The organism is Flavihumibacter fluminis (assembly GCF_021491375.1).
Lineage (GTDB): Bacteria > Bacteroidota > Bacteroidia > Chitinophagales > Chitinophagaceae > Flavihumibacter > Flavihumibacter fluminis.
In genome coordinates, this window is record NZ_JAKEVY010000002.1 from 890,634 (window position 1) to 911,429 (window position 20,796).

Here is a 20,796-nt window from a genome sequence, read left to right on the forward strand (position 1 = left end):
GCAACAATGAATGCATCAATACTGCAAGTACATCCAAAAGACAATGTACTGGTAGCACTTACAAACCTTACCAGAGGGGAACTGATTGAATGGAATGGGCAGACTATTCCGCTTCAGTCAGATATTCCTGCCAAACACAAATTCACTATAGCTGCGCTGAATGCAGGAGATCCTGTTATCATGTATGGTGTGCTGGTGGGTAAAGCGCAAACAGCGGTACCAACCGGCGGACTCCTGACTACTGAAAATCTGAAGCATGCAGCAGATCCCTATGCTTTTAGAAACGTGCAGTTGGATTGGGAAGCGCCTAATGTAGACAAATTTCGCAACCGCAGTTTCCTTGGTTATCACCGGTCAGATGGAAGGGTGGGAACTGCTAATTACTGGCTATTTATTCCTACCGTTTTCTGTGAAAACCGAAACCTGCAGGTAATTAAAGAAGCCCTTATAAATGAACTGGGATATGGTGTAACGGAGAAGTATAAACGCTATACGAGGGACCTGGTAAACGCAATGCAAAAAGGAGAAAGCCTGATCAATGTGCAGCTTCACTCAAATGGAGCATCTCAGCACCGGGTTTTTCCAAATGTGGATGGGATTAAATTCCTGAACCACGACGGTGGTTGTGGAGGTATCCGGCAGGATTCTGATATACTTGGAAAACTGCTTGCCGCTTACGCCAATCATCCCAATGTAGGAGGGGTTACCATTCTCAGCCTGGGTTGTCAGCACCTGCAGACCCGGCAACTGCTTGACGAATTGAAAGCACTCAATCCAAATTTTGATAAACCGCTTTTTGTTTTTGAACAGCAGCAATCACAGTCAGAAGAAGAGTTGATTACCAGTGCCATTCGAACCAGTTTCGAAGGCCTGCAGCAGATTAATCAACAACACCGGCAACCGGCTTCCCTTGATAAATTATGTATTGGTGTAAAATGCGGAGGCAGTGATGGCTTCAGTGGAATCTCTGCCAATCCTGCTGTGGGTTACTGTGCCGATCTGGTGGTGGCTCTTGGAGGAAAAGTATTGCTGGCTGAATTTCCTGAACTCTGTGGTGCGGAGCAGGATCTGATTGACCGAAGTGTGAATGAAGCCACTGCGCGAAAATTCATCCGGCTGATGGAATCCTACGACGCACTGGCACACCAGGCCGGATCCGGATTTTTTATGAACCCTTCTCCCGGTAATATCCGGGATGGCCTTATTACAGATGCGATTAAAAGCGCGGGTGCAGCCAAAAAAGGAGGAAACTCCCCGGTGGTAGATGTTCTTGATTACACGGAACCGGCAACCAAACCAGGTCTGAGCCTGGTTTGCACGCCTGGTAATGATGTGGAGGCTACCACGGGTAAGGCAGCTTCGGGTGCTACGCTGATTCTTTTTACAACCGGGCTGGGTACGCCAACCGGGAATCCTGTTTGTCCCACCATTAAACTCGCCACCAATAGCGCACTTGCCAAACGCATGGCAGATATCATCGATATTGATACCGGACCGATCATTACAGGTGAAAAGACCATTGCGCAGATGGGAGAGGAGATTCTTGAATATTGTATTCGCGCGGCCAGTGGAGAAGTGATTCCAAAAGCCGTTCAGTTAAATCAGGATGATTTCATTCCCTGGAAAAGAGGCGTAAGTCTATAAACTACCTGTCTCAAAAGAGGAAGATTAGGTATCTTTAAGCATAAGCTTAAACGATGCGTAACTTCCTCTTTTTAATTTCATTTGCGCTGCTCAGCAGCAGCGTTCGTGCACAGGATCTTTCCCAATACGAAAAGAAAACCTTTGTCAGTAGTCGCGGTGATACGCTACCGTACCGGATCCTCTATCCACTGAACTATGATGCTTCAAAAAAATATCCGATGTTCCTGGTTTTACATGGAGCGGGAGAAAGAGGTAATAACAATGAAGCCCAGCTCACACATGGTGCCAGATTATTCCTGGCGGATTCCAACCGGACAGGTTATCCGGCAATTGTTGTATTCCCCCAATGTCCACAAAATAGTTTCTGGGCCAAAGCCAATGTAAACCGCAATACCACTCCTTTTGAAATCAGTTTTGATTACAGTGGTGCCGCCAGTGCACCATTGAATGCAGCGATTGAATTGACCCGTCAATTGATAAAGGAAGGATCGGTTGATAGAAGAAAAGTATATGTTACAGGTTTATCCATGGGAGGCATGGGCACCTTCGAGGCCGTTTACAGAGAACCAAAATTATTTGCGGCGGCCGGACCCATCTGTGGTGGTGGAAATGCCAAGGCATATAATAAAAAAACAGCCAGGGTTCCTTTCCGTGTATTTCATGGTGCGGCAGATGCAGTAGTGAATGTGAAATTGTCGCAGGAAATGGTGGCCCGCCTTAAAGAATTAAATGCAACAGTTGAATATTTTGAGTATCCGGGTGTGAATCACAACAGTTGGGACAATGCATTTGCAGAACCCGATTTTATAAGTTGGTTTTATAAACGCAAAAAATAATCAGCATAACAGCACATGAAAAACAGGTTTATTATCGCATGGCTGCTGGTAATACTGGTGGCTTGCCATTCGGAGCCTAAGGGCTGGACAGATTCGTATTACCTGAAAACCGGCGACAGTCTTTCTGCTTTAGCCTTTCAAACGATTCGGGGCGCATTGCAAACTGCCATAGCAGATAGTGGAGTAGAAAAAGCCATCCGGTTCTGTCAGCTGAATGCCCTGACATTAACCCACCAGTTGAATACTGATTCTATTAAAATCGAACGCCTGGCGGAACGGTACCGCAATTCGCAGAATCACTTAACTGATGAAAGCAAAGCAGTCTGGGATAATTATAAGAGTAAACTAGCAGCAGGGGATTCACTTCAGCCAGTGCTTGTACATACGGCTAATCGGGTTGATTATTATAAGCCGATTTTACTTCAGCCAATGTGCCTTACCTGTCATGGGCAACCCAATTCCAATATTCCTGCTTCGCTGGTTGCAACCATTGATTCATTGTACCCGAATGACCTGGCTAAGGGTTTTTCCGTAGGTGAGCTGAGAGGCCTCTGGCAAATCCGATTTCAATTGCCTTGATGTATTAAAACAAATTGTATGTCAATTAAATACCGCATTCCTTAAGAAAACTTTAAGGAATTTTTCATGATGCCATTGGTCTAAGAGTGATTTCCTCGGTTTAACTTTGAAACGATTCAACAAAACCCAGGACCGATATAATGAAATTACCTTTACAAAAAGGGTTACAGGCTTTTATTGGCATGTTTCTGCTACTGATGTTACCATTAGCAGGTACATTGGTAAAGCAGACAGCTATCAAGAATAATTTTGATGCAGTAAGTCAAGCTGTGGTGCTGGAGAATTATGAAAACCTGGAAACAGATCTGAGTTTTTCATCCCTGAGATTTGAATTTGGAAACTGGATACCGGAAGCCATACGGAGTGTTACTATCCGGATGACTCAACTTGCCTTTCCGGATAACGGACTTGATATCTTCATTAAATTTATACCTGCGCTGGTGATCTTTCCACTGCACCAGCCGGAAGATTTCTCCATCAAACCTGATTTTGTAGGATATCTTTTTCGCCTTAAGCCTTTTTGATGATCACTTGCCAATTGTGAAGCAAGTATTTTTTAAGTGATCATTATAATAATTCAACATGACTGGACATTTCCGTGCAGCAGCGTGGGGCATCATTCTTTTTTTATACGGTTGTAGCAGCGATGATAAAAAAGCAACAACTGAAGAACCGGACCAGATTCCGGTAGTTAAACTGGCTCAATCTGACACAACATTGTATACAGGGTATGTAGCCGATATTCAGGCCATCCAAAATGTAGAAATCCGTGCCAAAGTGAATGGTTTTCTGGAACAGATTTTAGTAGATGAGGGACAATTTGTAAGGCAGGGGCAACCTCTTTTTCTTATCAATGTGGCAGAATACACGAATGCCGTGGCGAGAACTGAAGCACAATTGTCCAATGCGCATGCTGAAGCGCATGCAGCAGAATTGGAAGTTGGCAGGGTAAAAACACTGTCCGATAAAAATGTGGTGGCCACTTCCGAACTGAAACTGGCAGAAGCCCGGTTAATGGCGGCACAGGCTAAAGTGAAAGAAGCCCTGTCGGCTCATGACCTCGCGAACCTGCAATTATCTTATACCACTATCAAGGCACCGTTTGATGGAATCGTTAACCGGATTCCACTAAAAAGGGGTAGCCTTCTTGAATCTGGTACCCTGCTGACTACCCTTTCAGATAACCGTTCGGTTTTTGCCTATTTCAACGTTTCTGAAATTGAATACCTGCAGTTAACGAAAGGGAATAAAGCATCGCTTACTGAGACAGAAATTGTCAGTCTGATTCTTGCAGATGGAACTGTATATCCACAGAAAGGTAAAATCGAAACCATTGAAAGCGAATTCGATGAAAGTACCGGATCCATTGCCTTTCGGGCCCGTTTCCCGAACCCCGAGCGCATCCTCAAACACGGCGCGTCCGGCAGGGTACGACTCAGCAATATTGCATCCAATATTGTAATGGTGCCGCAGAAATCTGTATTTGAAATACAGGACAAACATTTTGTTTATGTGGTGGGATCGGATAAAAAAATCCATCAAAAACCATTTATACCAGCGCGTCGGGTTGCTGAATATTACATCGTGGCATCTGGCCTTGATGCAGGCGATACCATCGTATATGAGGGTATTCAGAACCTGCGGGATGGTATGACAATTAATCCACTTTTCACTTCGGTGACTACTTCTAATTAACTACAATAATGGTAGAAACTTTTATCCGGCGACCGGTATTGTCGCTGGTTATTTCCCTGCTGATAACGCTTCTGGGTTTGCTGGCATTATTTACACTACCTGTAACCCAGTTTCCGGATATCGTACCACCTTCCGTGGTTGTTAGTGCCAAGTACACAGGTGCTAACGCCGAAGTATGTGCGAAAGCGGTGGCAACGCCACTTGAGCGTGCCATCAATGGTGTGCCGGGCATGACCTATATGTCTTCCGTATCCAGTAACAATGGTAATACGCTGATCCAGGTATACTTTGAGGTGGGCACAGACCCTGACCTGGCAGCAGTGAACGTGCAGAACCGGGTAACAACTATCCTCGATGAATTACCGGAAGAAGTAATCAAAGCCGGTGTTACGACGGAGAAGGAAGTAAATAGTATGTTGCTTTACCTCAACCTGATGAGTTCTGATCCTGCAGCAGACGAAGACTTTATCTACAACTTTGCCGATATCAATATCCTTCAGGAACTGAAGCGAATTGATGGGGTTGGTTTTGCTGAGATCATGGGTCAGAAGGAATATTCCATGCGTGTTTGGTTAAAGCCTGATCGCATGCTGGCCTATAATGTATCAGCCGATGATGTGGTGCAGGCATTGCGCAACCAGAATATTGAGGCTGCTCCTGGTAAAGTGGGAGAGAGCTCCGGTAAGCAGACCCAACCGCTTCAGTACGTTTTGCGTTATACCGGAAAATTTTTCGAACCCAAACAATATGCGGAAGTAGTAATTCGATCCCAGGAAGATGGATCCCTGCTGCGTTTGAAAGAAATTGCAGACGTGGAGTTTGGAGCGATGACCTATAGCATGGTGTCAAAGACCGATGGCCGTCCTGCTGCTTCCATCATGTTGAAACAGCGCCCGGGCTCCAATGCACGGGATGTAATTCAGGCGGTAAAAGACCGGATGACTGAGTTGAAGGAAACCAGTTTCCCTCCGGGAATGGAATACAATATCTCTTATGATGTATCTCGTTTCCTGGATGCTTCGATAAATGAAGTACTAAAGACCCTGTTGGAAGCCTTTATCCTCGTGTTTATCGTGGTGTTTATCTTCCTGCAGGATTTTCGTTCTACTCTGATTCCCGCACTCGCTGTGCCGGTTGCCCTTATCGGTACCCTGGCATTTATGCAACTATTTGGCTTCTCCATCAACCTCCTTACACTCTTTGCATTGGTATTGGCGATTGGTATTGTGGTGGATAACGCGATTGTAGTGGTGGAAGCGGTGCACGTTAAAATGACACAGGAACACCTGCCACCACTGGAAGCTACCATTAAGGCGATGAAAGAGATTACAGGTGCGATCCTGGCGATTACTCTGGTAATGTCTGCGGTGTTTATTCCGGTTGCGTTCCTGAGCGGACCGGTGGGAGTATTCTATCGCCAGTTCTCTATTACGCTTGCTATTTCAATTGTGATTTCGGGTGTGAATGCCTTAACGCTTACTCCGGCACTTTGTGCTTTGCTGATGCGTCATGATGAAGTGAAAAAGCGCAACCTGCTGGGGCGATTCTTTGAAGGCTTCAACAATAAATATGATAAAACAGAACGCTGGTACTCCAGGCTGATTCAGCGGATCGCTGGCAAACGGGTACTGACCTTCTCCCTTTTCCTGCTCTTTTGTGTACTGACGTTTGGTATCATCAAAGTATTGCCATCCGGATTTATACCTACAGAAGACCAGGGTATGATTTATGTGAATGTAACCACACCGCCTGGTGCTACTGTTGAACGTACCGAAAAAGTGCTGGATGAAATTCAGAAAGTAGCCAATGACCTTGGGCCTGTTGAAACCATCGCTACCCTTGCGGGATTCAGCCTTATGAACGATGTGGCAGGAGCTTCCTATGGTATGGGTATGATCAACCTCAAGCCCTGGGATGAACGAAAAGAATCTGTACAGGACATGATGGAGGAGCTGGTTACCAAAACCAAACATATCAAGGATGCGCAGATAGAATTCTTTCCTCCGCCAACGGTACCGGGTTTCGGTAACGCAAGTGGATTTGAATTCCGGGTGTTGGATAAAACCGGAACCGGCAATCTGCAACAAACTGCCGCGGTAACCAACCAGTTGATTGAAAAGCTGGAAGGTTCTCCGGTAATAAGTGGGGCTTTCACCAGCTTTGACCCCAGTTTCCCGCAATACCTGATTCATATTGATTATGAAATGGCCGCCAAAAAAGGGGTAACAGTGGACAATGCGATGAGTACATTGCAAACCCTGCTGGGTAGTTATTATGCCACCAACTTTATCCGCTTTGGCCAGATGTATAAAGTAATGGTGCAGGCGTATCCGCAATACCGCAAAAATCCGGATGATATTCTTCAGCTCTATGTGAAGAATAACCAGGGTGAGATGGTGCCATATTCTACGTTTGTTCAACTTGAAAGGGTATATGGACCTGAACAATTGACGCGCTATAACATGTACACTTCCGCGATGGTTACGGGAGATTCAAAACCAGGCTTCAGTAGTGGCGATGCGATCAAAGCGATTGAAGAAGCAGCTGCTGATTTACCCCGCGGATTCAGTTATGAATGGAGTGGTATGACACGTGAACAGATCCTCTCGGGTAACCAGGCTGTTTATATCTTCCTGATCTGTCTGATCTTCGTGTACCTGCTGCTGGCAGCTCAATATGAAAGTTTCCTCTTGCCATTACCGGTGTTGTTGTCCTTACCTGCCGGGATATTCGGAGCCTTTTTTGGTTTATGGGCACTCGGACTGGAAAACAATATTTATGCGCAGGTTGCCCTGGTAATGTTGATTGGTCTGCTTGGAAAGAATGCCATCCTGATTGTAGAGTTCGCGATTCAGCGCAGGGAAGAAGGGCGCTCTGTACTGGAGGCGGCAGTCGAAGGCGCAGCTTCGCGCTTGCGTCCAATCCTAATGACCTCCTTTGCATTTATAGCGGGCTTATTACCGCTTTGTCTTGCTTCCGGTGCCGGTGCTATGGGTAACCGTTCCATTGGTACTGCGGCTGCTGGTGGTATGTTGATCGGTACACTCTTTGGTGTGCTGGTGATACCTGGATTGTATGTGCTCTTTGCGAGTTTGCTCAAAGCGCCGGTTAAGAAAAAAAATACAGAAAATGAAACAATTGACGGTGATGCATAAACGAAGTATGAACCTCCTTGGTAGCACCCTTGTGGCAGTCCTTTTTATGGCTGCCTGCAAGGTGGCGGCTCCTCCGGCTTTACCGGATGTGAAACCTTTACCGCCAGAGTTTCTGCCTAAAACGGATACCAGTGCTTCCATGATGGACAGTACCTCCGCGGGTAATTTTCACTGGGATGTTTTTTACAGTGATTCCTTGTTATTAGAACTGATTGATACCGTATTAAAAAATAATCCGGATCAGCAGATTGCTCTGCAGCGGGTGGAAATCATGAACCAGTTGGTGAACCAGCGCAGAGCCGCCTTTCTGCCTTCTTTCCAGGGAGTGTTAAGTGGCGGACTGGATCGCTTTGGTGAGTATACAATGAATGGAGTGGGCAACTGGGACATGAATCTCTCGCCCAATCTCAGCAAAGAACAAATCGTACCAAACCCGGTTCCCGACTTATTTGTAGGAGTTCGGAGTCACTGGGAAATTGATATCTGGGGTAAACTGAAAGCCCAGAAAAAAGCCGCCATCGCCAGGCTGATGGCAGCTGAAAATGGCAGACGTTATCTTACAACGCAACTGGTGGCACAGGTGGCATCTCTTTATTATGAGCTGGCCGCCAGTGATATTGAACTGGATATCATCCAGAACAACGTCAAACTGCAGCAACAGGCATTGGAAGTGGTGAAAGTACAGAAGGAGGGTGGTCGCGCTACCCAACTGGCAGTACAACAGTTTGAAGCACAGTTGTATCGTACACAATCACTCGAGTGGATGATGAAACAGCGGATTGTATCCATCGAAAATCAACTGAGTGTACTGGCTAACCAGTATGATCAACCGATAAAGCGGCAGAAGTTCTCCTTTCAGGATATTACTCCATCTCCCTTACCCGTTGGATTTCCAAGTGACGTATTGTTAAATCGCCCGGATATAAAAGAAGCGGAGTTGAAACTGCAGGCAGCAAAGAGTGATATTGAAGCCATCCGTGCTGCATTCCTGCCAGCTCTGACCCTGCAACCCATGATTGGATTGCATACTTATAATACGTCCAAATGGATCAATCCTGAATCACTGACCTGGGGAATACTGGGTGGATTAACGGCGCCCTTGTTAAATCGCCGGCAGTTGAAAGCCGATTTCAATATCTCAACGGCAGAGCAGAAAATTGCTTTTAACGGTTACCAACAAACGCTGGTAATCGCATATAATGAGATCAGTACACAGATGAATAACTGGTCGAACCTGAGTCAACAGTTTTACCTGAAAGAAAAGGAATTTAATGTGTTATCAACCGCAGTGCAAACAGCGAGGGATTTGTATGTAGGAGGCTATGCGAATTACCTGGAAGTGATTACAGCACAGAAAGGGGTTTTGGATGCCGAACTGGAATTGGTAGATACCCGCTTAAAAATGATGCAGGCAAAAGTAGATCTTTATAGAGCATTAGGAGGAGGATGGCAATAAGCCATCCTCTCTCATTTAATTTATCAGGCCATCTCCTTGCCTACTTTTTCAAGCAGGGCCTTGGTTTTGCGGATGCCTTCATCTTCACTTAAAACTTCTCCTTCGTATTCAATACCGATATAACCGGTAAACCCGGCTGATTTTACAATCTGCAGCATTTTCTTGTAATCGGTTTCGGTTTCATTTCCCTGTGCGTCAAAATCATGTGATTTGGCACTAACGCCTTTGGCAAAAGGCATGAGTTCGGTAGTGCCCTGGTAGCGGTCATAAGCTTCCAGGCAGTTGCGCCAGTTGCCCGGTTCGCGTTTGATACAGAAGTTGCCGAAATCTGGAAGGGTTCCTACATTGGGTTTGTTGACAGCCTTCATTACACCGGCCAGCCAGGCACCATTGGAAGAATAACCCCCATGGTTTTCTACAATTACATTGATCCCTACTTTTTCGGCGTATTCACCCAGGCGGCTTAATCCGTCGGCTGCTGTTTTGGCAATTTCCTCTGCTGTTCCTTCACCTGCGGCATTCACCCGAATGGTGGCACAACCCAGGTGTTTGGCAGCATCCACCCACTTATAATGATTTTCAACTGCCTTGATGCGCTCTGCTTCCACTTTGTGACCAATATCGCCCTCACCATCGATCATGATGAGGTGATTTTTCACATCGTTATCACTGCAGCGCTTCAGCATTTCGTTCAGGTAATTGGTGTCCTGGGCCTTGTCTTTGAAGAACTGGTTTACATATTCCACCACACCGATGCCAAAATCTTTTCTGGCTTTGGCGGCGAAATCAAGATTGTCCATTTTCTTTTCGAAAAGGGTTTTGTGCAGCGACCATTGAGCCAGGGAGATCTCAAAGAATAATTTTTTGGCAGCCTCAGTAGTGCCGGATTCAGCAGCCTCGTTTTTTTTCTCGTCCGAACTGTTCAGGCAGGATACTCCTGTAACTCCTATGGCAAGGCCACCCATTAACTTAAGAAACTGTCTGCGTTGCGATTGCATGTTTGTTGAGTTGTTGGTGATAAATAAGGACAGAATTTACAACTATTTTTATTGACGATGTACAAGTCCCGGAATTATTGACGAAAAACAATTCGTAATCGCTTATTAAATACCATTTTCCCTTTCACCCATACCTGAACATAATAGCGCTGGGCCGGCAAATAACTCATATCATACTGGAAAACTCCTTCCTTCATGTTTTCATACACATGTTCTTCCACCAATTGGTTGCCCGGATCGGATATAAATCGAACCGTCACTTTTTCAGCGGAATTGCTGAAATAGTCGAGGGTAGTGGGACCTGCGCTCATAGTGGGGTAGAGACCAACAGCGGGAATTTCCACAGAAGCCTGGTGTTGAGTGGAATCCTGCACCACTTCGAATGCATAAAACAGGCTGCTTCCGAAATCCGATTCAAAGAGGTGCAACATCCGGCGCTGGTGATCTAACAGTCTGGCATAACCGCGACCGCCCCGGCGGTTGAACCAGAATTCCAGTCCGTCTCCTGCGCTGTCTTTTACCTGGAGGGTATAGATTCCGGGTTGCAGTTGCCATTGCTCCTGGTACAGGCTATCTGCTTTCAGTTCACCTTCTTTTCGTTGCTGAACAATTTCATTGTTTGAATTGGTCAGGGTAAAAGAATTGTGTTCCGGTTGGCGGTTGGTCTTAAATTGGAATACCAGGCTGGCGCCATGCTTTGGAATGGCTTTGAACACACTGCTCATAAAGTTATCAGCCAGGTAGCCATCCTGTTTTCCATTAGGGCGACTGAGTTCAACCTGGAACTCATTTTCACCTGGAGCTGCTGCAATAATACCAGGCAATTTCACGATCGCAGTTTCTCCTGGCTTCAATTCTCCTTTCCATTGGAAGAGCTGACGGGCTTTGGCTTTTGTACCATAACTGATTTGCAGGGTTTTTAGCAATGCGCCACCCAGGTTGCGAAAAGCAATCACCGGGTGTACACCAGCCGGGTTGATCCTTGAATGAATGTCTTTATTGGAGGGAACGATGATATCTTCCATGGCCACATCCTGCTTACTTCGATAGGCTCCATATTCCACCACATAGGCGGAGATCACTTCAGTTGCGCTGGGCTTGGGTGATTGATAAGGCTCCATATTGATGTCCACTACATTATTTCGGTTAGGCTGGATGGTTAGTTGATACCGGTCGGCATGTTTCAGCTCTCCCGGGCACCAGTAAGCACGATCAATTATCCAGGTGCCGGCTTGCGGATAGAGGGGGTTATCGCCGCATTTCTGCCAGATATCCCGTTTGTCGATCAGTTGGTCATTGAAGAGTACTTCACGGTAGCGGCTGCAGAATTCGCCACATCCTTCGGGGTCCATACCATGACCGGTCTGGTAAATCAGCAGGCGGGCATTCCGGGTTTTTGAATTTGAAGTAAAGCTGACCGGTTTAAGTGCTGCTTCAATTGGTTTGCTACTATCGCCGTAGGCATAATGCCCATCATAAATCCGATGAATGGCAAACGGTGGGAGGGCAGGAGGACCGGGAGTAATTTCAAATTGTACAGTGATCTTCCAGCCGCGGTCGTTATTGGGTTCATAACCCGCATGCCGGTATTCCACTTCCACGCTATCGCGCAAAAGCAGGCTGAAATCAGTAAGGTCTGTGGCCCATTCAAAATTCCAGTTCTTCCCAAAAGCGCCACCATAAGGGGTAAGCATGCGCCCGATTTCATAACTCAGATCTGGAGCATTTTGTCCCCCTTTACGCCGGATCAGGATTTGGTCCATATAATCCCAGTCGGCGCACCTGAGCGTGTCAGGACAACCAAACTTTACAACCATCCGGATTTTACGAATGGGTGTGTTGGTTGCGGGAAATTTGCCCCATCCCAGGTAGGTATTACTGCCTTTTGAAGGATCGGTAACCACTGTGATCTTATCATGAGTGGTGATGGTTTGGATCGCAGTTTTTTGTGCAGTAGCATCCATCGACAGCAGTACTGCAACTGTGCCCAGTAACAATAGGGTAGTAAAGTAGCGTTTCATCATGCTGCAATATCTCAAACCCCTTCCAACTCCGCCTCCTTTATTTTGCTCAATCCTTCCATTCCTCCTTTCTTCCCTTTCCCCATCCTCCCTTCTCCTTTGTCCCCTCTTCCATGCCTCCCTCTTCCATTCCTCCCCTTTCCCTTAATTTTGCCCCTTCATGAAACACCTCAAAAGTCTCAATCAATATCTCTGGAAGTATCGCTGGCGGTTTTTCCTGGGGATATTGTTCATTATATTATCGAACTATTTCAGGATTCTTGCACCCCAGATAACCCGGTTTGTAATCGATGCGGTGGAGCAGCAACTGCCGGGATACCAGGGAGCCAAGAAAACAACCTACGACTGGGTAGTTTATTTCCTGGTGGAACATACCCGCAGCAAAGATTTTGGCCAGTTGGTGCTACTATGCGGACTCGTATTGCTGGCTACTGCCATTTTGAGTGGCTTCTTCATGTTCCTGATGCGGCAAACCATCATCGTGATGAGCCGGCACATCGAGTTTGATCAGAAGAATGCGATTTACCGGCATTACCAGCAACTCGATCTCAGCTTTTATAAAAAGAACCGGACCGGGGATCTTATGAATCGCATAGCCGAGGATGTGAGTCGGGTTCGGATGTATACGGGGCCGGCTATCATGTATTTTGTCAACCTGGCCTTTACCATTAGTTTCTGCCTGGTGTACATGCTGCAGGCCAATCCCAAATTAACCCTGATCGTATTGTCTCCATTGCCCTTACTGGCCATCACGATTTACAAAGTGAATACTATCATTCACCGCAAAAGTGAACGCATCCAGGCATTGCTTTCCAAACTGACTACCACAGCCCAGGAATCCTTTTCGGGGATCCGGGTCATCAAATCCTTTGTGCAGGAAAAAGCGCAGCAGGATTATTTTGAAAAAAACAGCGAGGAGTACAGGCAGAATACCATCGGGCTGGCTAAAATGGAAGCGATCTATTTTCCCACCATGGCCCTGATGATCGGGATCAGTACCCTGCTGACAATACTGATTGGTGGCATTTATGCCATGCAACCGGGTTCGAATGTAACAACCGGTATGCTGGCTGAATTTGTGATGTATATCAACATACTTACGTTTCCTGTCAGTGCTATTGGCTGGACCGCCAGTATGATCCAGCGGGCGGCTGCTTCCCAGAAACGAATCAATGAATTCCTGGATACAGAATCCAGGATACAGCAACCTGCTGATGCAAAGCGCCCTGAAATCAAAGGCAATATCCGGTTTGATAAGGTTGACTTTACGTATGAACATACCGGTATTAAAGCAATAAAAGGAATGAGCCTGGAGATTCGCCAGGGAGAGAAAGTGGCTATAATAGGACGTACCGGAAGTGGAAAAACAACGCTTGCTCAGTTGTTGCTCCGATTATTCGATACCAACGCAGGAACTATCAGCCTGGATGCTGTTCCTGTTACGGAGATTGATTTGAAACACCTGCGCGAAAAGGTCAGCTATGTACCCCAGGATGTATTCCTCTTTAGTGATACGATCCGTAACAATATTGCTTTTGGCAAGGACCAGGCAGATGAGCAGGAGGTTGAACAAGCCGCCCGTGCAGCCAGCATACACCAGGAGATTATGAGTTTCAGTCAGCAATACGATATGGTGATCGGAGAGCGTGGCGTTACACTTAGCGGTGGTCAGAAACAGCGGATCAGCATCGCACGGGCGCTATTGAAAAATGCCCCGATCATTATCCTGGATGATTGTCTGAGTGCGGTGGATGCCAAAACTGAAAAAACCATTATAGCCAACCTGGCCGGTTTCCTGGAAGGAAAAACTTCCATTATTATCACTCACCGGATCTTTTCCCTTTTTTCCTTTGATAAGATAATAGTTATGGAAAATGGCCGGATTGCGGCTACAGGCACACATGAAGAGCTGCTGAAAACAAGTGAATATTATCAATATTTATATGAACATCAGCAGGAAGAGAAAGAAGATGAAAGCGAAATAAGTGGGATACGGGAAAACACTTAGTGTTGCATAAAAGTTTTCTAAAATTTTGCTAATTCACAAACAACCCTATATTTGCTCCTACATTATTCGCAAGCATATTTTTTTAACTGCAAATAAAACAACAACTGTGGCGTACGAGAATAACGACAAAAAGATGGAGAGCGTTTACAGTAAGCGCATCAGAGCCGGTAAAAGAAGGACGTATTTTTTTGATGTGAGAGCTACCCGTAGTAATGATTACTACCTGACCATTACCGAGAGTCGTAAGAAATTTGATGACAATGGGTATGATCGTCACAAGATTTTCCTGTACAAAGAAGATTTTAATAAATTTTTGAAAGCATTGACTGAGGCGGTTGATTTCGTGAAAACCGATCTCATGCCCGATTTTGATTTTGATGCGTATAACCACGACAACCTTGAAGAAGGGGAAGGCCTTGAAAATGGTGACCAGGAAGTTGTTGCCGTAGCTGCTGCTGCACCTGTGGTAAACAATGTATCCAGTGTTCCCCCATCTGCAGGCGCAGATGAAGAGGTTGATAAGTGGTAATGTTTGACCAACCAATTGCTTATTCACGGCGGCCTGCTTTCTGCGGGCCGCTTTTTTTTGCGTTATAAATGTTTGTAATACAAGTAGTAACCACAATAAATTCTTAACAATATTGTTAAAGGGAAGCCTTCAATAGCTAAATTTGCACAAATCATAAACACTAGTGCCGTATGCAATGGTCTGAATTCTTCACCTCATCGGTTGGCAAGAAATTCGTAATGGGGCTTACCGGTTTATTCCTGATTTCTTTCCTTGTTATTCATGTTGGTATTAATGCTACCATTTTTGCCGATCTGGTTGATCCAGATGAAAATGGTGCGATGTTTAATAAAGCAGCCCATTTCATGGGTTCAACTGTATTGATACGTATCCTTGAAATCGGATTATTTGCCGGAATCATTCTCCACATTGTACAGGGGTATATGCTGGAAGCCAAAAACCGCAGTGCCCGCTCAGTAGGTTATGCAGTTAACCTTGGCAATCGTGGCAGTAAGTGGTACAGTCGCGCTATGGGCCTGCTGGGAACTATTATCCTCCTGTTTCTTATCATTCACATGGCACATTTCTGGGTAAAGGCCCGGATTACGCATACACTTGCTCCAGTTACCTATAATGGAGTTGAAATGCACGATATGTTCAGCGAAATGAAAGCCGTATTCTCAGAGGGATGGGTAATTGCTGTATACGTACTGGGTTGTATTTCCCTGGGCTATCACCTGGCGCATGGGTTCCAGAGTGCTTTCCGCACGGTGGGAGTACACAACAATAAATACAATTCGCTGTTGGTTAATCTGGGATATGGATTTTCTATTCTCGTTTCTCTTCTGTTTGCACTCATGCCGATAGCAATGTATTTCGGATGGGTGGGGTAAGGAAAGTGAGACGTGAGAGGTGAAAAGTGAGACGTGAGAGGTGAAAGGTGAGACGTGAAACGTGAGACGTGAGACAGGGGAAATAAAATCAACAAAAGCGAGGCAAACAAAAATTGCCGGTTAATTTTCAGGATAACTTATCTAATTGTCGATATATGCTCAACTCAAAAATTCCTGCCGGACCTTTAGATCAGAAATGGACAGAGTTTAAAGGACATTGTAAACTGGTGAACCCGGCGAATAAAAGAAAGCTGGAAGTGATTGTTGTGGGAACCGGACTGGCAGGTGCTTCTGCTGCGGCTTCCCTTGGGGAACTGGGATACAAAGTGAAAGCCTTCTGTTTCCAGGATTCACCCCGCAGGGCGCATAGTATCGCGGCCCAGGGTGGTATCAATGCTGCCAAGAACTATCAGAATGATGGAGACTCTGTGTTCCGTCTGTTTTATGATACGATTAAAGGTGGCGACTACCGGGCGCGTGAAGCCAATGTACACCGGCTGGCGGAAGTGAGTGTGAACATCATCGACCAGTGTGTGGCACAGGGTGTTCCCTTTGCCCGTGAATATGGTGGCCTGCTTTCCAACCGCTCTTTCGGTGGGACCCAGGTACAGCGTACCTTCTATGCTGCCGGACAAACCGGTCAGCAGCTCCTTATTGGTGCCTACCAGGCCCTGGAGCGCCAAATCGCCCTGGGTAATGTTGCGATGTACAACCGCCATGAAATGCTGGATGTTGTAAAAATTGATGGCAAAGCCCGCGGTATCATTGTTCGTAACCTGGTAAGTGGTAAGCTGGAACGTCATTTCGGTCATGCCGTACTGTTATGTTCCGGAGGTTACGGAAACGTATTCTATCTTTCAACCAATGCGATGGGCAGTAACGTTACAGCTGCCTGGAAAGCCCATAGAAAAGGTGCCTACTTTGGAAACCCCTGCTTTACGCAGATTCACCCTACCTGTATCCCGGTGAGTGGTGACCACCAGAGTAAGCTCACCCTGATGTCTGAATCACTTCGTAACGATGGTCGTATCTGGGTCCCTAAAAAGCAGAACGATACCCGTCGCCCGAATGAAATTCCGGAAGAAGAAAGAGATTATTACCTGGAAAGAAGATACCCTGCATTCGGTAACCTGGTACCCCGCGACGTGGCCTCCCGTGCCGCCAAAGAGCGTTGTGATGCAGGTTATGGAGTAGGTTCATCCCGCCAGGCCGTTTATCTTGATTATGCAGATGCCATCCAGCGTTATGGAAAAGCAGAAGTAAACAAGCGTAATATCCAGGGTGCAACTGCTGATCAGATTACCCAGTTAGGTAAGGATGTAGTAAAAGAAAAATATGGTAACCTCTTCGACATGTATGAAAAGATTACCGGTGAGAATCCTTATGAAGTTCCAATGCGTATTTATCCTGCGGTTCACTACACCATGGGTGGCCTCTGGGTGGATTATGAACTGATGACATCCGTACCGGGCTTGTATGCGTTGGGTGAAGCCAACTTCTCTGATCACGGTGCTAACCGCCTGGGTGCATCAGCGCTGATGCAGGGATTGGCTGATGGCTATTTTGTGATTCCTTACACCATTGGTAACTATCTCGCAGATGAAATTCGTACACCAGCCATACCAACCGATCATCCGGCATTTGTAGAGGCAGAAAAAGAAGTAGCAGATCGCATCAACCAACTGATGTCCATTAAAGGATCTCAAACTGTAGAAAGTTTCCACAAACGTCTTGGTAAGATCATGTGGGACAAATGCGGTATGGCGCGTAGTGAAGAAGGATTGAAGCAGGCAATTGAAGAAATCCGCCAGCTGAAAAAAGAATTCTGGTCTGATGTTCGTATACCCGGTAGCGTTACTGAAATGAATCCGGAACTGGACAAAGCCAATCGCGTTGCTGACTTCATCGAATTGGGTGAATTGATGTGTATTGACGCCCTGGACAGAAGAGAAAGCTGCGGTGGTCATTTCCGGGAAGAAAGCCAGACAGAAGAAGGAGAAGCACTGCGTGATGATGCGAACTTCTCGTATGTAGCTGCCTGGGAATATGCCGGTGAGCACAACTGGAACCTGCATAAGGAAGAACTCAACTTTGATGTGGCCAAGCCAACTCAACGTTCTTATAAATAATCTGAATTATTAAACAACCATAGTTGATATGGAACACTATACTATGAACCTCACCCTGAAGGTGTGGAGACAAAAGAATAGCCAGGAGAAAGGAAGATTTGAAACCTACCAGGTGAAAAACATTTCGTCGGAAATGTCCTTCCTGGAGATGTTCGACGTGTTGAATGAAGAATTGATCCGTGAAGGAAAAGAGCCCATTGCTTTTGATCACGATTGCCGCGAAGGAATTTGTGGTATGTGTTCTATGTATATCAATGGAAAGCCGCATGGTCCCTGGCATGCGAACACTACCTGCCAGCTGCACATGCGGGCGTATAAAGATGGCGATACCATCGTGGTAGAACCCTGGAGAGCAAATGCCTTCCCGGTGGTAAAAGACCTGGTGGTGGATCGCAGTTCTTTTGACCGCATTATCCAGGCGGGTGGATACATTTCCGTAAACACCGGTAATGCGGTGGATGCAAATGCTATCCCAATTGAAAAAGACAAAGCAGATAATGCATTTGCAGCAGCAGCCTGTATCGGATGTGGCGCATGCGTGGCAGCCTGTAAGAATAGTTCAGCGATGTTGTTCCTCTCTGCCAAAGTATCTCACCTGGCATTATTGCCCCAGGGTGGTCCGGAGCGCAAGAGTCGTGTACTGAATATGGTGGCACAGATGGATCGGGAAGGTTTTGGTGCATGTACGAATACTGGTGCTTGTGAGGCTGTTTGTCCGAAAGAAATTTCCATTACCAATATTGCGCGGTTGAATGCAGAGTATATTGGTGCGGGATTGGTAGTAGAGTGAGACGTGAGACGTGAAAAGTGAAAATATGTAGGCCGCTCCGGAGGGAGCGGCTTTTTTTATTGGAGCAGTTAGTAAATTCCGGCAGTATTCGTATCTTATGATTACATTATTAGTTACCCGATTTTTTAATTGAACCAACAATATTCGGGTCATTGCTTACACCTGATCTGCAACAATAGTAATCCCGGCCCAGAAGAAAATTGACGTTAAGGATTTTTTTAGCAGCAACTTAAACTAAGTTGTATGATTAAAAGATTGCTGCAGATCAGCCTTCTGCTCCTGGCTCCGTTGTTCCTGTTCTCACAAGTCATTATTTATTCCGATTGTAATTACAGAGGACGTTATGAACAATTAGGTCCGGGTAATTACCTGAATCCTTTCCAGTTTCGCCTTGGCGATAACACCATCAGTTCCATCAAAATTTCCCGTGGATTCAGGGTTGAGTTGTATGATAACATTAACCTGATTGGAACGCCCATTGTATTAAATGCGAACTATGCCTGTTTAAGTGCTGCTATAAATAACCGCATCAGCTCCATACGGGTAACCTACAGCAATCAGAATCCATGGGAGCAGACCAACCCGGCCGGAGGTGTGGCATTATTTACAGCTTGCCAGTTTTCAGGAATCAATGCGTTTTTACCTCCCGGAGATTATTCCAGGCTCTCCGGTATTATTGGTGATAACGCTGTCTCTTCTTTTAGAATTCCGGAAGGCATGGTATTGGAATTATTTACCGAAGCAAATTTTCGGGGAAATAGTTCTGGCCCGATCACAAACGATAATACCTGCCTGCCATCTTACTGGAACAACCGGGCTTCCTCTGCCAGGGTGTACTACAGGGAGAATGGAAGTTGGCTACCTCCACCACCTCCCGCTAACTCAGAGGAAGTAGTACAATTGTATGTTGGATGTAATTATTGGGGACGACCTGTAACAGTGAGAGCAGGAGAATACAATAGCCTTGATGCATTGCTAAACCGGCAACCATTAGGAGCAATTCAGGTGCCGCCCGGAATGACCATCGAATTGTATAGTGGTCAGGGATTAAGTGGAAATTTGCTGGCCCGGTATACTTCCAATCAGTCCTGTTTACCAACACTTATCCAGTTCAGAGCACAGTCAGTTCGTGTGATTTCCAATGAATCCGGCGGTAACTGGAATGGGAAAGGAGCTACCTTGTTTAATGATTGCGATTTTCGGGGCAGATCCAGGGTCTTTCCAGTTGGTCGTTATTCGAATATCAACCAGAGTTTTGGTATAAATCCGGCTTCCATCAGGGTTGGTGCAGGTTATGTGGTACAGCTTTTTCAGCAGCCTAATTTCCAGGGAATTTCTTCCGGCAAATTAACTGAAAACAACAGGTGCCTGGGCACTTCATTCAGGGGACGTGTACGATCTGTAATTATAACTTATGAGCCCAACTTAGGGGGCGGCGGGAATTTTGAAGATGTTATTTTATATGGTGATTGTTATTACCAGGGAAGGAGTTTGGCTGTGCGTCCGGGATATTTTCCTTCGCTCAGCAATTACGGAGGCATATCTGTGAACCCTGCCTCTTTGAGAGTTCCGCAGGGCTATGAAGTGGAGCTGTTTACCGGAGAAAATTACAGTGGAAGCCGATTTGTCATCAACTCGAACAATACCTGTTTGCCCAGCACACATAGAAACAGAATCCGTTCAATGGCGGTTAAATACAATGGATATGGAGGAGGAGGTAGTGGTTCCGGCTGGAGCCAGGAAGTATCTCTTTTTTCCAGCTGTTATTTTGGAGGCAGCAGCACTTCGCTTAGGGAAGGCCGTTATAAAGATTTGAGATCGGCAGGGGTAAGCAATAATTTTGGAATAGCTTCCTTACGGGTACCGCAGGGTTTTGAAGTAGAGTTGTATCCGTATGCAGGGTTCCAGGGTGCAAGGGCCATCATAAGAGGCGATAATACCTGTTTGGGTACAGCGCTTCGTGGTAGGGTGAAATCACTCATTGTGCGACGTATCCAGGGCTTTCAGCCTGCTGGTGTCAGAACTGCAACAGATTCTACGCAACAATAAAAACCAGGCCGCTTCCAAATCAGGAAGCGGCCTTT

15 protein-coding genes are annotated in these 20,796 nt (G+C 46.1%); 13 read left to right on the forward strand and 2 right to left on the reverse strand.

Going from position 1 to position 20,796, the window contains the following annotated elements:
- The first annotated feature begins 6 nt into the window (after nt 1-6).
- From L0U88_RS10130 to L0U88_RS10160, 7 genes are all read left to right on the forward strand, one after another.
- Nucleotides 7-1,644 (forward strand): UxaA family hydrolase, encoded by a 1,638-nt coding sequence (locus tag L0U88_RS10130; RefSeq protein WP_234865933.1) that lies wholly within the window; start codon nt 7-9, stop codon nt 1,642-1,644.
- A 53-nt stretch (nt 1,645-1,697) separates the two neighbouring features.
- Nucleotides 1,698-2,480 carry a carboxylesterase family protein gene (locus L0U88_RS10135; RefSeq protein WP_234865934.1) on the forward strand — a complete coding sequence of 261 codons (783 nt, stop codon included), beginning with the start codon at nt 1,698-1,700 and terminating at the stop codon, nt 2,478-2,480.
- A gap of 15 nt (nt 2,481-2,495) precedes the next feature.
- Nucleotides 2,496-3,059 carry a c-type heme family protein gene (locus L0U88_RS10140; RefSeq protein WP_234865935.1) on the forward strand — a complete coding sequence of 188 codons (564 nt, stop codon included), beginning with the start codon at nt 2,496-2,498 and terminating at the stop codon, nt 3,057-3,059.
- Between the two features lie 140 nt (nt 3,060-3,199).
- A complete protein-coding gene (locus L0U88_RS10145) occupies nt 3,200-3,583 on the forward strand; it encodes a hypothetical protein (RefSeq protein WP_234865936.1) in 384 nt (127 codons plus the stop codon).
- Between the two features lie 58 nt (nt 3,584-3,641).
- A complete protein-coding gene (locus L0U88_RS10150; RefSeq protein WP_234865937.1) occupies nt 3,642-4,754 on the forward strand; it encodes an efflux RND transporter periplasmic adaptor subunit in 1,113 nt (370 codons plus the stop codon).
- Nucleotides 4,755-4,762: 8 nt separating this feature from the next.
- Nucleotides 4,763-7,909 carry an efflux RND transporter permease subunit gene (locus L0U88_RS10155; RefSeq protein WP_234865938.1) on the forward strand — a complete coding sequence of 1,049 codons (3,147 nt, stop codon included), beginning with the start codon at nt 4,763-4,765 and terminating at the stop codon, nt 7,907-7,909.
- The gene (locus L0U88_RS10160) at nt 7,884-9,365 is read left to right on the forward strand and encodes a TolC family protein (RefSeq protein WP_234865939.1); all 1,482 of its coding nucleotides are present in this window, start codon (nt 7,884-7,886) and stop codon (nt 9,363-9,365) included. The genes L0U88_RS10155 and L0U88_RS10160 overlap by 26 nt, the downstream gene beginning before the upstream one ends.
- A 23-nt stretch (nt 9,366-9,388) precedes the next feature.
- Here the strand turns inward: L0U88_RS10160 and L0U88_RS10165 are convergent, their stop codons facing one another.
- Nucleotides 9,389-10,363, reverse strand: coding sequence for a sugar phosphate isomerase/epimerase family protein (locus L0U88_RS10165; protein ID WP_234865940.1), 975 nt, complete (start codon nt 10,361-10,363; stop codon nt 9,389-9,391).
- Between the two features lie 74 nt (nt 10,364-10,437).
- Entirely contained in the window at nt 10,438-12,387 is a 1,950-nt protein-coding gene (locus L0U88_RS10170; RefSeq protein WP_234865941.1) for a peptide-N-glycosidase F-related protein, read from the reverse strand.
- A gap of 157 nt (nt 12,388-12,544) precedes the next feature.
- Here L0U88_RS10170 and L0U88_RS10175 point away from each other — a divergent pair, with 157 nt between their 5' ends.
- The 6 genes from L0U88_RS10175 to L0U88_RS10200 all read left to right on the forward strand — a co-directional run bounded on the left by L0U88_RS10175 (nt 12,545) and on the right by L0U88_RS10200 (nt 20,761).
- Entirely contained in the window at nt 12,545-14,392 is a 1,848-nt protein-coding gene (locus L0U88_RS10175) for an ABC transporter ATP-binding protein (RefSeq protein ID WP_234865942.1), read from the forward strand.
- A gap of 106 nt (nt 14,393-14,498) precedes the next feature.
- Entirely contained in the window at nt 14,499-14,921 is a 423-nt protein-coding gene (locus tag L0U88_RS10180; protein ID WP_234865943.1) for a DUF3276 family protein, read from the forward strand.
- A 170-nt stretch (nt 14,922-15,091) separates the two neighbouring features.
- Complete coding sequence (locus L0U88_RS10185; RefSeq protein WP_234865944.1) at nt 15,092-15,793, forward strand: succinate dehydrogenase cytochrome b subunit; 702 nt, start codon at nt 15,092-15,094, stop codon at nt 15,791-15,793.
- A gap of 155 nt (nt 15,794-15,948) precedes the next feature.
- Entirely contained in the window at nt 15,949-17,922 is a 1,974-nt protein-coding gene (locus L0U88_RS10190) for a fumarate reductase/succinate dehydrogenase flavoprotein subunit (RefSeq protein WP_234865945.1), read from the forward strand.
- Nucleotides 17,923-17,950: 28 nt separating this feature from the next.
- Nucleotides 17,951-18,712, forward strand: coding sequence for a succinate dehydrogenase/fumarate reductase iron-sulfur subunit (locus tag L0U88_RS10195; protein WP_234865946.1), 762 nt, complete (start codon nt 17,951-17,953; stop codon nt 18,710-18,712).
- A 243-nt stretch (nt 18,713-18,955) separates the two neighbouring features.
- Nucleotides 18,956-20,761: a beta/gamma crystallin family protein gene (locus L0U88_RS10200; RefSeq protein WP_234865947.1), complete on the forward strand. Its 1,806-nt coding sequence runs from the start codon at nt 18,956-18,958 to the stop codon at nt 20,759-20,761.
- Nucleotides 20,762-20,796: the final 35 nt, after the last annotated feature.

Bases quoted from the DNA above. Each gene is read 5' to 3' on its own strand.
- L0U88_RS10130 (WP_234865933.1), top strand. From the start codon at position 7: ATGAATGCATCAATACTGCAAGTACATCCAAAAGACAATGTACTGGTA.
- L0U88_RS10135 (WP_234865934.1), top strand. From the start codon at position 1,698: ATGCGTAACTTCCTCTTTTTAATTTCATTTGCGCTGCTCAGCAGCAGC.
- L0U88_RS10140 (WP_234865935.1), top strand. From the start codon at position 2,496: ATGAAAAACAGGTTTATTATCGCATGGCTGCTGGTAATACTGGTGGCT.
- L0U88_RS10145 (WP_234865936.1), top strand. From the start codon at position 3,200: ATGAAATTACCTTTACAAAAAGGGTTACAGGCTTTTATTGGCATGTTT.
- L0U88_RS10150 (WP_234865937.1), top strand. From the start codon at position 3,642: ATGACTGGACATTTCCGTGCAGCAGCGTGGGGCATCATTCTTTTTTTA.
- L0U88_RS10155 (WP_234865938.1), top strand. From the start codon at position 4,763: ATGGTAGAAACTTTTATCCGGCGACCGGTATTGTCGCTGGTTATTTCC.
- L0U88_RS10160 (WP_234865939.1), top strand. From the start codon at position 7,884: ATGAAACAATTGACGGTGATGCATAAACGAAGTATGAACCTCCTTGGT.
- L0U88_RS10165 (WP_234865940.1), bottom strand. From the start codon at position 10,363: ATGCAATCGCAACGCAGACAGTTTCTTAAGTTAATGGGTGGCCTTGCC.
- L0U88_RS10170 (WP_234865941.1), bottom strand. From the start codon at position 12,387: ATGATGAAACGCTACTTTACTACCCTATTGTTACTGGGCACAGTTGCA.
- L0U88_RS10175 (WP_234865942.1), top strand. From the start codon at position 12,545: ATGAAACACCTCAAAAGTCTCAATCAATATCTCTGGAAGTATCGCTGG.
- L0U88_RS10185 (WP_234865944.1), top strand. From the start codon at position 15,092: ATGCAATGGTCTGAATTCTTCACCTCATCGGTTGGCAAGAAATTCGTA.
- L0U88_RS10190 (WP_234865945.1), top strand. From the start codon at position 15,949: ATGCTCAACTCAAAAATTCCTGCCGGACCTTTAGATCAGAAATGGACA.
- L0U88_RS10195 (WP_234865946.1), top strand. From the start codon at position 17,951: ATGGAACACTATACTATGAACCTCACCCTGAAGGTGTGGAGACAAAAG.
- L0U88_RS10200 (WP_234865947.1), top strand. From the start codon at position 18,956: ATGATTAAAAGATTGCTGCAGATCAGCCTTCTGCTCCTGGCTCCGTTG.